Origin of the sequence: Alkalihalobacillus sp. BA299 (assembly GCF_017745675.1) — a bacterium.
Lineage (GTDB): Bacteria > Bacillota > Bacilli > Bacillales > Bacillaceae_F > Alkalihalobacterium.
Window position 1 is genome coordinate 82,934 of the sequence record NZ_JAFLJM010000013.1, and the last position, 13,110, is coordinate 96,043.

The 13,110-nt window shown below is 34.7% G+C and carries 15 protein-coding genes; 12 read left to right on the plus strand and 3 right to left on the minus strand.

From position 1 onward, the window contains the following. Window positions 1-4: 4 nt before the first annotated feature. From J0N78_RS17005 to J0N78_RS17045, 9 genes are all read left to right on the plus strand, one after another. Entirely contained in the window at window positions 5-727 is a 723-nt protein-coding gene (locus J0N78_RS17005; RefSeq protein WP_209124268.1) for an ABC transporter ATP-binding protein, read from the plus strand. Then, window positions 721-1,431: an ABC transporter ATP-binding protein gene (locus tag J0N78_RS17010; protein ID WP_209124269.1), complete on the plus strand. Its 711-nt coding sequence runs from the start codon at window positions 721-723 to the stop codon at window positions 1,429-1,431. Before J0N78_RS17005 ends, J0N78_RS17010 begins: the two co-directional genes overlap by 7 nt. 102 nt (window positions 1,432-1,533) lie before the next feature. Then, window positions 1,534-2,280: an IclR family transcriptional regulator gene (locus J0N78_RS17015; RefSeq protein WP_209124270.1), complete on the plus strand. Its 747-nt coding sequence runs from the start codon at window positions 1,534-1,536 to the stop codon at window positions 2,278-2,280. 34 nt (window positions 2,281-2,314) lie between these two features. Continuing rightward, the gene (locus tag J0N78_RS17020; RefSeq protein ID WP_209124271.1) at window positions 2,315-3,652 is read left to right on the plus strand and encodes an MmgE/PrpD family protein; all 1,338 of its coding nucleotides are present in this window, start codon (window positions 2,315-2,317) and stop codon (window positions 3,650-3,652) included. Between the two features lie 76 nt (window positions 3,653-3,728). Further along, on the plus strand, window positions 3,729-4,346 hold the full coding sequence (locus J0N78_RS17025; protein ID WP_209124272.1) for a flavin reductase family protein: 618 nt from the start codon (window positions 3,729-3,731) through the stop codon (window positions 4,344-4,346). A gap of 121 nt (window positions 4,347-4,467) precedes the next feature. Continuing rightward, window positions 4,468-5,682: a CaiB/BaiF CoA transferase family protein gene (locus J0N78_RS17030; protein WP_209124273.1), complete on the plus strand. Its 1,215-nt coding sequence runs from the start codon at window positions 4,468-4,470 to the stop codon at window positions 5,680-5,682. Window positions 5,683-5,692: 10 nt separating this feature from the next. Then, window positions 5,693-6,631, plus strand: a complete 939-nt coding sequence (locus tag J0N78_RS17035; protein ID WP_209124274.1) for a hydroxymethylglutaryl-CoA lyase — start codon at window positions 5,693-5,695, stop codon at window positions 6,629-6,631. A 314-nt stretch (window positions 6,632-6,945) separates the two neighbouring features. Then, window positions 6,946-7,356, plus strand: a complete 411-nt coding sequence (locus tag J0N78_RS17040; RefSeq protein WP_209124275.1) for a MarR family winged helix-turn-helix transcriptional regulator — start codon at window positions 6,946-6,948, stop codon at window positions 7,354-7,356. Between the two features lie 34 nt (window positions 7,357-7,390). Beyond that, window positions 7,391-8,665, plus strand: coding sequence for an MFS transporter (locus J0N78_RS17045; protein WP_247747390.1), 1,275 nt, complete (start codon window positions 7,391-7,393; stop codon window positions 8,663-8,665). Window positions 8,666-8,809: 144 nt separating this feature from the next. On the opposite strand, the gene J0N78_RS17050 is transcribed toward J0N78_RS17045, so the two are convergent. Continuing rightward, window positions 8,810-9,637: a histidinol-phosphatase gene (locus J0N78_RS17050; protein WP_209124276.1), complete on the minus strand. Its 828-nt coding sequence runs from the start codon at window positions 9,635-9,637 to the stop codon at window positions 8,810-8,812. 205 nt (window positions 9,638-9,842) lie between these two features. On the opposite strand from J0N78_RS17050, the gene J0N78_RS17055 reads away from it, so the two are divergent. Further along, window positions 9,843-10,238, plus strand: a complete 396-nt coding sequence (locus J0N78_RS17055) for a 2Fe-2S iron-sulfur cluster-binding protein (protein WP_209124277.1) — start codon at window positions 9,843-9,845, stop codon at window positions 10,236-10,238. Between the two features lie 199 nt (window positions 10,239-10,437). Next, the gene (locus J0N78_RS17060) at window positions 10,438-10,911 is read left to right on the plus strand and encodes a hypothetical protein (RefSeq protein ID WP_209124278.1); all 474 of its coding nucleotides are present in this window, start codon (window positions 10,438-10,440) and stop codon (window positions 10,909-10,911) included. 102 nt (window positions 10,912-11,013) lie between these two features. Here the strand turns inward: J0N78_RS17060 and J0N78_RS17065 are convergent, their stop codons facing one another. Together J0N78_RS17065 and J0N78_RS17070 are read right to left on the minus strand one after the other, a co-directional pair. Then, a complete protein-coding gene (locus J0N78_RS17065; protein ID WP_209124279.1) occupies window positions 11,014-11,862 on the minus strand; it encodes a family 1 encapsulin nanocompartment shell protein in 849 nt (282 codons plus the stop codon). Between the two features lie 12 nt (window positions 11,863-11,874). Then, window positions 11,875-12,483, minus strand: coding sequence for an IMEF encapsulin system ferritin-like cargo protein (locus J0N78_RS17070; RefSeq protein WP_209124280.1), 609 nt, complete (start codon window positions 12,481-12,483; stop codon window positions 11,875-11,877). Between the two features lie 262 nt (window positions 12,484-12,745). On the opposite strand from J0N78_RS17070, the gene J0N78_RS17075 reads away from it, so the two are divergent. Continuing rightward, window positions 12,746-13,015: a DUF1507 family protein gene (locus tag J0N78_RS17075; protein WP_209124281.1), complete on the plus strand. Its 270-nt coding sequence runs from the start codon at window positions 12,746-12,748 to the stop codon at window positions 13,013-13,015. The last annotated feature ends 95 nt before the right edge of the window (window positions 13,016-13,110 follow it).

Sequence of the window (13,110 nt, forward strand, 5' to 3'; positions counted from 1 at the left end):
GCAGATGAGTTTACTAACTATTGAGAACCTTACAAAAAGATTTTCAGGTCTTGTTGCAGTAAATAATGTTAGTTTAAGCATTAATAAAGGTGAAATTTTAGGTTTAGTAGGTCCAAACGGGGCGGGTAAAACGACACTGTTTCATTCCGTATGTGGATTTCACAATCCTGAAGAAGGGTCTGTTAAATATAATAATGAAGAAATAAAAGGTTTAAAGCCTGAACATATTTGTAAAAAAGGGATTGCGCGAACGTTTCAAATTGTTCAACCCTTTGGGAATTTAACATTGCTAGAGAATGTAATCGTAGGTGCGTTTAATAGGGTGAAATCCTTTAAAGATGCAGAGCAACTTGCATTGCAACAATTGGAGTACATTGGAATGGATTCGAAGGCTTATACAAGAATGAAAGACTTAACGTTTCCTGAACAAAAAAAGGTAGAGGTTGCCCGTGCATTAGCGACTCAACCTAAAGTTTTATTTTTAGATGAAGTAATGTCTGGGTTAAATCCATCTGAGGTAAATGAATTTATTGAGTTAATTAAAGATATTCGAGATAGAGGGATTTCGATCTTTTTTATCGAGCATTTAATGTCGGCAGTTATGGCCCTTTCTGACCGTTTAGCCGTTATGCATCTAGGAGAAAAAATTGCTGAAGGAAATCCAGTAGAAGTTATGAAAAATAAAACAGTAGTGGAAGCTTATTTAGGGGAGGAAATGTCATGCTAAAAGTAACTAACCTAAATGTCGGCTATGGAAACGTTCAAGTTTTAAGAGATATTTCCTTTCATGTTGAATCTGGTGAGGTTGTAAGTATACTAGGAACGAATGGTGCTGGTAAATCTACAACTTTGCGTACTCTTTCTAGTTTAATTCAAGCGTGGTCAGGTTCAATAGAATTTGAGGGTCAATCGATTGAGAAGAAAAAACCAGAGGAAATTGTGGAAACGGGATTAATTCAAGTACCAGAAGGTAGAAAATTATTTTCGAATATGACAGTTTATGAAAACTTAGAGTTAGGTGCTTATATCTCTAAAGCTCGTAAAAATATGAAAAAAAATATAGAGTATTGCTTTGAACTATTCCCTATTTTAAAAGAAAGAAAAAGTCAGGTTGCAGGTAGTATGAGCGGTGGACAGCAACAGATGCTAGCAATCGGCCGTGCACTTATGTCTGAGCCCAAATTATTGTTATTAGATGAACCTTCAACGGGATTATCTCCTTTATTAACAAAACAAGTATTTGACATTATTAAACAAATTAAATCACAAGGAGTAACGGTTTTAATCGTAGAACAGAATGCAAACCAGGCTCTATCCCTATCAGATCGAGGCTATGTTATTGAAAATGGTCAAATTGTCATCGAAGGTAGTGCTGCTAGCCTCTTAAACAATGATAAGCTTAAAGCCTCGTATCTTGGGATTAGTTCATAACACTGTATAGAAATAGAATTAAATATGAGCTGGAGGAAATTGTACTTCATCTAGTGGGTTATATAATATTAAGCCTGAGGCTATAGAGGGGGATATGGTGTAATGGTTAAATCCATTGAAAAAATGCTTAAAATTTTATCCTTATATACAATGGATCGAACAAGTTTATCAATCAGTGAAATACAAGAGGAACTTAATTATCCTAAAAGTACCATTTTCAGATTGTTAGATACGTTAGAAGCTTATAATTACATTGAGAGAAATCTTGATAATCATCGTTATTCATTAGGGTTTAACTTCTTTAGGTTAGGGAGTATCGTACAAAATCAACTAGATTTTAGATCGGTTTCCTTGCCTATAATGAAAAGTCTAATGGAACAAACAAATGAAACCGTTGAGTTAAATGTAATTGATGGATCTAATCGAATATGTGTTGAGAAAGTGGATAGTCCTTTAGATGTCAGAAACTTTGTTAGGATTGGTGAACGAAAACCCATACATTTAGGGGCTTCTGGAAAGGTATTACTTACTTTTTTACCAGAAAATGAGAAGAAACAAGTAATCGAGAATTTAGGTAACGAGATTTCTTCATATGAAATTGAGCAGTTATTAGAAGAAATGGAATCTATAAAAAGTAGTGGCTATTGTGTCACCACAGGTGAGCGAGTTCCAGGAAGTTTTGCAGTTGCTGTTCCACTTTTTGGACAAAATGGACAAATGGTTGCCAGTTTAACAATTGCAGGACCTATTCAACGTTTATCAGATGAACGAGAACGGGAACTTATTGAAATTTTATTAAAAGGCGCAACAGAAATCAATGAACGGTTAGGTTATATGGTCCGTTCGTAAATAGTTTAATGAGTAATAGTATTGGAGGGAATTAATGAAGCATTTAGTCTCCACATTATATCATACTGATTGGGATGAGTTTAGCAAAGAAACGATTCAATCTGCAAAATTCGTACTGTTGGATACGATTGCAGCAATGGTGGCTGGTATACAGCAAAAGGAATGTCAACAGCTTTTGGAGGAATTAGTCGGTGAAGATATCGGAAGGTTTGCAATTATCGGAACGTGTTATAAAACGAGTCTTTATCATTCTGCGTTTCTCCATGGAACAGCTGGAGTTGCGACAGAGATGGATGAGGGGAATCAATATAGTAAAGGTCACCCTGCTGCCCATGTAGTTCCAGTTCTCATTACCTATGTTCAGAAAAAAGAGAATTATAGTGGCAAAAATTTTTTAAGTGTTTTAATAAAAGCCTATGAAGCATGTTCTAGGTTTGGAAGAGCAACAACGCTTCATTCTGAAGCACATGCTCATGGTACATGGGGAGTCATGGGAGCAGCAGCATCTACTTTCTTATTAGAGAATGTATCAGAAGAAGAAATGATAGAAGGATTAAACATTAGCGCAACCTTTGCTTTACCTACAATGTGGAATGCAGCCCTAGAAGGAGCAATGATTAGAAATATTTATGCTGGGCATGCGATTGAAATGGGGATTAAATCTCTATCATTATTAAGAACGGGACACTATGCCCCAAAAAGAAATATTGAATATGTATATTCTTCTATTCTAGGTTCTGAATTTGATGAAACAGCTCTGATTAGACAAAAAGATGATTTGTGGGATATTGAGCAAAATTATTATAAGCCTTATGCATTTTGTCGTTATACTCATGCGCCAATTGATGCATTTGTATCGATTATCGACCAACACCAGCTTTCGATTGATGAGATTACGAAGGTGAGTGTATCTACCTATTCACGTGCTGCAACATTATGTAATAAGGAATATCATAATGCTTTATCTGCAAAGTTTAGTATTCCGTATGCTTTAGCCGTTTGGCTAAAAACAAAAAAGGCGGACGAAACGATTTTCACAGATGAATTATTAAAGGATAAAGACATCAAAGAATTTGCTAATAAAGTAAATGTAATCAATTCTAGCACTTTAGAAAAAGATTATCCCAAGGTTATGCCAGCTGTCGTAGAGATTGAAACTACTAGTAGGAAAGTCTATCAGGAAAGAATTGATATCGCAAAGGGTGGTCCGAATAAAAAATTAACAGAACAAGAATTGACTACAAAGTTTTGTAAACTCACAGAGGAAGTATTTGATAGACAACAGCAGGAACTTATCATCGATTGGATTATGAATATTGAAGAGAAGCAGGATATGGCTGAACTTATCGAACTATGTCAAAAAAGACAATAGAGAATAGTACTGCTATTTACCTATAATATTCAAAAAATATCTTTCTTGCCAATTTTAAATATTGGGGTGGAATACATTGGATTTTGAACTAAGTCAACTTAATGCTAAAGAAGCATACAGTCTACTAACAAGTTGTATTGTCCCACGACCGATTGCATGGGTTACAACTTTAGACGAGAATGGTATTTTTAATGCCGCACCTTTTAGTTATTTTACAGGTGTTTCAATAGAACCACCTTTAACTTTATTTGCAGTAGAGAGGCGTCAAGGTGAAAAAAAGGATACAGTCATTAACATAGAGAGAACGAAGGAATTTGTCGTAAATCTCGTTACCTCTTCAAATGTTGAACAAATGAATATTACATCAAAGGATTTTCAAGTAGATCAAGATGAATTGAAATTAGCAGGACTGACTCCAGTTCGTTCAAAAGTAGTTAGTCCGCCTTCCATAAAGGAATCGCCTATCCATATGGAGTGCAAGTTAGATCAAATCATTGAGATAGGCTCTTCCCCGCATAGTCTCGTCATTGGTGAAGTTATTCAAGTAACTGTTGATGATGATCTTGTTGAGGAGGGAAAAATAAAAATGGAACATCTGCATGCTGTAGGGAGAATGGGTGGAAAGTGGTACACCAAGACAGAGCAATTATTTGAATTGCCAAGATTAGATTGGAGAAAAGCAGATATTAAGTAGTAGGTTTTAATTGTTAGAATGAAGAACGAAAAATAGATCAAAAGTGTGATCTTATGATATAGAAGTACATGTTTTCAGCAAAACAAAAGGAAAAACTAGCATCTTGAAAGGAGTATCATAAATGAGTACTGTTACAAAGAATGGTGGACCACTGGCAGGAATTAGAATACTAGATTTATCAACGATGATCGCAGCTCCATTTGGTGCAACATTGTTGGGGGATTTTGGAGCTGAAGTAATTAAAGTAGAAATGCCTGGCAAAGGTGACTCACTACGTTATATGGGGCCTTTTCATAATGATGAACCATTACGCTGGCCTGGTTTAGCTAGAAATAAGAAATCACTCACTCTAGACCTTCATAAAGAAGAAGGGCAATCGATTCTTAAAAAACTAGTAAAGCAGTCAGATGTTGTGATTGAGAACTTTAGACCAGGTACATTAGAAAAGTGGAATGTTGGATATGAAGAGCTAAAGAAAGAGAATGAAAATCTAATTATGATTCGTGTGACAGGTTATGGACAAACGGGACCATATTCTAGTAAAGCAGGGTTCGGGACACCTGCAACAGCATTTAGTGGTTTTACTTATTTACATGGGTATACGGACCGTCCTCCAATTAGTCCTTCTTTTTCATTAACGGATTACATTACTGGAATTTACGTTGCATTTGCAACAGCAAGTGCTTTATATTACCGCGATGCTAATGAGAACGGTACGGGTCAGTATGTAGATATGGGATTATATGAATCAGTTTTTCGCATGATGGAGTTTTTAGTGGCTGAGTATGATCAAAACGGAAAAATTAAAGAAAGGTCACCAGGCTTAAGTGGTCACTCAAGTCCTGCTGGTACTTTCCAAACAAAGGATGGACATTGGATTGTTTTAGTGACAAGCTCTGATCGTACATTCGAAAGACTCGCTCAGGCAATGGGGAGAGAAGATATGCTTGAGGATGAAAGGTACTATACAAACTCAGAACGCCTTAAAAGATTTGAAGAGACAAATGGCATTGTTGCCGATTGGGTAAAAACTAAAAATAGACAAGAACTGCAAGAACTTTTAGATGAATATGGGGTACCGATCAGTCCAATTAATAGTATTAAAGATATTTTTGAAGATGACCACTATAAAGAAAGAGAAAACATTGTAGAAGTCGATCACCCGCGTCTTGGAAAAATTAAAATGCCAGGAATTGTGCCTAAATTCTCAGAGACACCAGGAGCCATTCGGGAAATTGCACCAGATCTAGGAGAACATAACGAATCGATCCTTGGAGAGTTATTAAATCTTAGGCCAGAAGAGATTGAAAAACTAAAAGAAGATAAGGTAATATAGGAGGCTATTTATGAGTTATCCAAATGAAGTGACAATTACAGAGGTATGTCCACGTGATGGGTTTCAAAGTTTACCTGATTCTATCCCTACCGATGAAAAAATTGAAATTGTCAATAAGCTTATTGACTGTAATTATAAACAAATCGAAATTACATCGTTTGTACATCCGAAAGCAATTCCTCAATTAAAGGATGCAACAGAAGTCGTACAAGGTATAAAAAGGAATAATAGTGTTAAGCTACGTGCACTAATTCCTAATTTAAGAGGCTTAGATCGGGCAATTGTAGCAGGAGTAGATAAGGTTAAATTAATGCTATCAGCTTCGGATTCTCATAGTCTTAACAATGCAAATAGTAAAACCTTTGATGCAATGAAGGGTTTTGAGTCACTCGTAAAAAGAGCTAGTGAAAGTACAGTTATAGTATCCGGTTCCATCTCTGTCGCATTTGGTTGCCCTTATGAAGGTGAAGTTCCAATTGAAAGGTTGTCAGCCATCTGTGAACGCTATATTGATTTGGGGATTTTAGACCTTTCATTAGCAGATACAACAGGTATGGCTAACCCATTCAAAGTAAAGCAAGTAATAAGAGTATTAAGGGAAAAGTATCCACAGCTTAAATTCTCTCTCCATCTTCATAATACAAGAGGAATGGCATTTGCGAATGCTGTTGCTGGTTTAGAAGAAGGTGTAACCGACTTCGATAGTTCAGTTGCTGGCCTTGGGGGATGCCCATATGCACCGAATGCAAGCGGCAATATTGCATCTGAAGATCTTATCCATGGGTTCGAGGAAATGGGTATTAATACAGGTGTTGATCTCGATAAATTAATTAACATTGCAAAGATATTAGAAGGGAAATTTCCAATACAATCAGATAGCTTTATTCTAAAAGCAGGAAAATGCTCTGACTTACATATTGCACCAAAGGAGCAAAAGAAATTAGGATAATGTTTGCTTATTAAAAGAGTTGATATACGTGATGAACTGTGAACAAAACAGCGTTTATTAATTGGCTTAAACTTTATTTTTAAGAGGGATTAAAGGTATTCGGCCTTTAATCCCTCTTTGTTAGGGTTAAATGCAAATTTAAAATAATTAAGTTTAAGGTTGTCTAATCTCATAAGTAAGGCGACTAAGTTAAGAAAGATTATTCTTCACATATATTTGGTATGCAAAATATTTGTTTGCAAAGTATATGTTTAGGCTGTAGAATTATCAGTATAATCCGAAAAATAAAATAATAGGTAGGGTAGGTGAGGGTTTTGAAGCTAGTAGATTGTATTAACTTTCTTCTTGCAAAATCACAACAAAATGTTCATCAAATGTTTAAGTTAAGACTAAAAGAGTTTGGTATTACCCCTGTCCAATATGGTGTGTTGTATTTACTATGGGAGAAGGATGGATTGAGTTCGACGGAAATATCAACTTTACTAAAGCTTGATAACTCAACAATAACAGGTGTGATCGATCGAATGATAAACAATTATTTATTAACAAGAAAGAATGATCCGAAAGATCGCCGAAAAAGCCTATTGTTTTTAACTAGCAAAGGTATGGAATTGGAAGAGCCAGTGTGTAATTGTGTTGAAGAACTAAATAAAAAAGTATTGGAAAGTTTCACAGCTAATGAAAAAGAAGCATTTAAAAAAATGCTTTTAACATTGAGTAAGTAAAAACTAACAACGTCAAAATGTTCAGGAGGGTAGAATGAGACAAATACATAAAGGGTGGATCATTCTTTTCTTATTATTTTGTACAATGCTAGGAAGCTTAGGTTTCGGGAGGTTTTCCTTAGGTGCAATTTTACCGTTTATGCGAGAAGGATTGGGACTCGATTATCGTCACATCGGCTTAATTGCATCAGCTGCATTTCTTGGTTATTTAGTAAGTGTTTCTATTGTAGGTTATTTCGTTATCAGATTTGGTGCCAAAAAAATTATTAACTATTCCATGATTATTCTAGCGATTGCTATGGTTATCTGTGCTAATGCACATTCGTTTTGGGTAGCATATTTTGGTTGCTTACTTTTAGGTATCGGCTCTGGTGGTTCTTCAATACCTGCAATGGGTCTTGCTGGGCGGTGGTTTTCTAACAATAAGAAAGGTATGGCAATTGGTACCGCGATGGGTGGATTAGGACTCGGGATTGTTATAAGTGGCCTTGTTGTTCCTTCTATTGTTAATATTACTGATGAAGGTTGGCGGATAAGTTGGTATATTCTATCTCTCGTAACAGTAATATTTATCATTATAAATGCGATATACTTAAAAAATTCTCCAGAAGAACTGGGGATTCAAGCAATAGGAGAAGAAAAGTCTAAGTCAGATAAAAATTCTCACGATGCTTCCAGCCCCCCACGTCAAAACGACAAATGGCAAGTTTATAAAAGTAAACAGATTTGGATTATTGGGTTTATTTATATGTCATGGGGCTTTAGCTATTTAATTTTTTCGACTTTTTTAGTGGACTACTTAATGAAGGATCTTGATTTTTCTAAAGGAATAGCGGGATTATTCTTTTCAATAGCAGGACTTGCTAGTATCATAAGTGGATTTGTTTGGGGAGGGGTTTCTGACAGGTTTGGGCGTATGTTTGCTTTGTCGTTTGTTTTAATCATCCAATTTTCAATGTTAGTTGCCTTAATTTTGTCTACGTCAACCTTATTTATTGTACTAGAAGTTATTTTTTACGGATTAACGCTGTGGGGAGTCCCAACGATTATGAATGCGAGTGTTGCTGACTTTGTTGAAAGTTCTCAAGTTCCAGTTGCAATGGGCTTTATCACTATTTTTTTTAGTATTGGTCAAATAATTTCCCCTGTTATCACAGGAGTAGTCATAGAAATGACAAACGATTATTTCGTGGCATTTCTACTTTCGGCATTCATTTGTTTATGTGGAGCACTAGGTTGCATGAAACTTCATTTAGATTATCAAACAAAACAAACTAATACGATAAAAGATTCTAGGTTAAAAGCTTAATTTTTTTAATGGAGAATAATGAGTTTGATGTTTCTATATAGTTTATGATAAGAGCCAGTGATCGATACTTTACTTCGTGTATTGAGTGTCTGGCTCTTTGAATTAAGATAACTATAGCTTAGCAGTGCTTAGTATTAGGTTTTCTTATAGTGATACAATTTTTCTTTTCTTATCAATAAAGTAGACCCATTCTTTAAAGCCAATTTCTTTTAATTTTTGTTTTACGAGATCAAATTCGTCGCCAACTCGTTCAGGAATGTGTGCATCAGAACCAAAAGTAACTGAGACGTTATAATGAAGAGCTCTTTCCAATATATCATCTGATGGGTACCAACCACCGCAGTCTTTTGTTTTTCCAGATGTATTAATTTCTATCGCAAGTTCATGGTTTGCAATTATGGGGAGGGTTTTTTCAATTACATCAGATTCAATCGTAGAAAAGGCAGGAAAAAAGCCTTTCATAGCATCTATATGTCCGAGAATTTGAAACAATCCACTTCGGGCTGAAAGCTCAATGAGGCGGTAGTATTCTTCTTTCGTTTTTTTTTGTTGTTCCGCAGTTAATCCTTCCCATCGTCCCTTTTTAAAAATACTAATGTTTTCTACAAAATGAACAGAACCAATAAGATAATCAAACGGATATTTTTTTAATTCCTTTTCATAATTTTGCATTTGTCCAGGAAAGAAATCACACTCAATGCCGAGTAGTACTTGAATTTTATCACGGTATTTTTCTTTTAAGGATACAACTTCATTTACGTAGTGAGGAAAATCACTTTTAGCCATTGTAATTCCAGGGCTGGGTTGGTCTTTTTCCATATGGAAATAAGGAGCGTGGTCAGCAATTCCTATTACATCTAAGCCATTTTTTATAGCAGCTTGAATATAATCTTCGATGCTACCTTCTGCATGTCCACAACGCTCGTGATGTGTATGTAAGTCAAAACTACTGTCGGGCTGATTCTTTATCATTTTTTCACCTCATATTTTAGATTACACAGAATGGGTATAAATATAACTTTTTCTTCATTTATTAACAGTTGAAATTAATGTAAGACTAATGCCCCAACTTTTGAATTTCTTGAATAAGCTAACTAATTCTAAACTGAACCATCATAAAACTTCTAATTTTTGGCTATGCTTTGGAAAAGAGTATTAATAATTGAGGTGAAGAGCTATGAAAACACGTAAACTGACAGTTGGTTCTCTTAAAACAATAAAAGTAGAACCTGTAAAGTTCTCTGAAACTAAAATGAAGGATGTTAAATTTAAACCAAAAAATGATTTTAAGCAGGAAAAACAAGTAAAACAAAAGATAGAAGTAATGCAAAATTCTAAGACTTTTACAATCACTCCAAATCAGAAGAACCGTTTACTTTTAGACTTAGCGCTAGATCAAAATCAGTTATTAGCTTATAAATGTAAAAAAGGATCGTGTGGGAAATGTACAGTTAAGGTAATGTCCGGCAATTCGTGTTTAAAAGAGGTAACAACACAGGAACAAAAAAAATTGCAGGATCAAGTTAATTTTGGGTATCGACTTGCCTGTCAGGCTATCGTTAATTGCGATTAATAAAACTATAACATAATAATGGGTGATGTGTAATAAAATACATGTAAGAATATAATAATTTAGTGGATTGGTTGGTCTTTTTCTAATTCGTTATTATATTGGCAACGATTGTACATTGACGCTTCTCCATTTTTACTATAGAATGATAATCAATATCACTAGAGATGAGTATTATTCTCAATGGTAAGGGGATGGAAATATGAACAATTCAATCAACGGTTTCCATGATTTTTATACAATTCTTTCTAATGAGCGGAAAATTGGCGGGGGAATAGAGGCTGAAACTATTAAACTCAGAACTGGAGAGGTTTTTAGAAATCCTGTTTTTACGAATATAGACTATTCGGGCTCAGTTTTTTACACTATTGGATTTATGACAGAAGATGGTGTTTGTATGATCGTCCATGTAAATGATATTAGTTCGATCACATCACCCGTTCATAAAAAGGTAGCTATGATAAGAAATAAGTATTACAGAGCAATGAAAGTAAAAGAAAAGGTAAAATACTTAAAACGACTATTTAAAGCGGACCAAGGTGCATATACAAAGCCTTTTCTTGAAGAAGCAAAATTAATTATTGAAGATGTTGGTGTTAAACCTATAGAGAATGATCAAGAAATTGGTCAAGAATTGATTTTCAAGATTAGTAATAAAGTTAACAAAATCGCGTAAAAAACAATAAAAATGTCGTTCGATTCAAGAGAAAAGTGTCAGGCACCTTTACTGTACTAAAGGTGCCTGACACCATTTTAATTATGGGACAGCCATTTTTATTTATTCATTAGGGTCTTCTAATGTACAGATAGCACTAGGACGTTTAATTCGCGGTACGATACACTCATATATTCTGAATAGATGGTTCATATTTTCACTGTCCATATAGGCAGTTTCGATATCTTCTGCAATGACAAGGTCAAGATTATGACGGCCAGTTGCAATAAGAACGCCTGATTGTCCTTTAAGGACAGGTGTTTGATAAACACCATCTGTGACTAATTCACGTACATGCTCAATTTCGAGTACATTTGTACCTTGGTGAACACGATGGAGTAATGCATACAATTCAGGAGATAAAATGAGAGCGTACGGGCCGCTATGTCCCATTTTAAGTAACTTATTTCGTGCTTCTACAACATCAGTAAATGCATTTCCTGATTTCATCCAATCAGAACGTATGTGAGATAAATGTCCTTTTACGTTTGTAAGACCTGGAACATTAAATTCGTTTGAGCCATTAAAGATCAGATCATCTTCTAGTAAAGCACACTGTGTTACTGCGTTAGCAGCTGGTGAAAAATCAATAGGTATATCTAATGCTCTTGCTTGTTCAATGTCTCTCCAGTATAAACCAAAATCTTTGTAAAGAAGCGGAATACTAAGGTGAATACGTTGAGTAGAGGATGACATATCTAGTTCTTCACCGTGATAACTTATACTTCCACGTTCAGTTTCTTCAAAAATATCATTTACAACCGATTGAACTCCTTGACCAAGCGGGCCATAGATGTCCATAAAACGTCTCCCAATTAAATTTCGACGAGCATTTTCAATAACAATTTCATCCAATTTGTCCCATTCACTTTGATTTAAAGGTGCTTCATCATACCTTTGTAATTTATTCATATTCATAACCTCCTAATTCTCTTTCAAACTTCCAACTGTTAATCTTTTTAATGTTTTATTCTCTTTGACTGGCTGACTAGGCTGATGGGAATGTGGTTCTGCCTTAGTATTGGTATACTTTTCGATCTTTAAGTTATCATGAACGTTTTCCTTCTCATCTGTCGGTATAGAACCAGCCGCTGAAGCAGCACCATCAAATTGTTGATTTAAATCATTTAATATTCCTTTAATGCTCTGGTAATCGTTATCTGTAATATTCCGCATTTGATGTAATTGTTCGGCGTATTCAGTATCTTTAAATGAAAACAGTGATAAATCTAGATGTTCAAGAAAGTTATGTAACCCAAATTTTTCAAGACTAATATCTTGCAACAAACGAATGAAGTCTGTATTTTCAGCAGTTTTAGGTACATTATGCTCTAAGAAATACTCAATTTTCGGTATGAGTGCATTAAGTCGATCAAGCCGTTGCTCTTCTTCTTCGTAAATATGGTGATAATAAAGCCGTTCATGGTCATCTTTTGCATTTTCAATCCGTGGTGTCAAAATATTCATGAAGTTATGTATACCGTCTTTAGTTCTTTGAAACATTTCGTTTAATTCTATAAAATGCTCGGACACATTTTAACCTCCTTTTTACCTCTAGTAGGGTATAGTATATGTTTTACCATTCGCCTTAAAGAATAAACCTAATGGTCAAAACATTTTTTTAGTATTCTCCTTTTATAAAAAATTGATGCTATTTTTTTAAAACCACTCTCCAGCTCATAATAGTTGTGATTAAAGTCAATAACAACAACTTTAAAAAGATAAAAATTCCCATGCATGAAATCACAGGAGAATAATATGGTATAACAATACAAAGTTTAAGGGGAGGTATTTTATGGAAGAAGCGAATGTTGGTATAAAAGCTCGAGCACTGAATTTATTGAGAAATGAAGCGAATAAGATTGAGTATTTATTGATCGTACAAAAGGAAAAAATGGAAGTGCCAACCCGTCCAATGTATGAAGAAATATTAAATACACATATTTTCGGACTTTCTAAAACAATAGATTTTGTTATTCGATTAAAATTAGTAAGTGAAAGTGAAGGAAAAGAAATTTTATTAGAATTAGAGAGGAAATTATATAAACATATTAATGTATCTTAAAGGGTTAAGTGAAAAAAACAAAAAGTCGACTCTTTGTTTTCTGTAGCATTACTTATGAGAAACGTCCCGAGTGATTCCTCCTCACTTGGGACGTT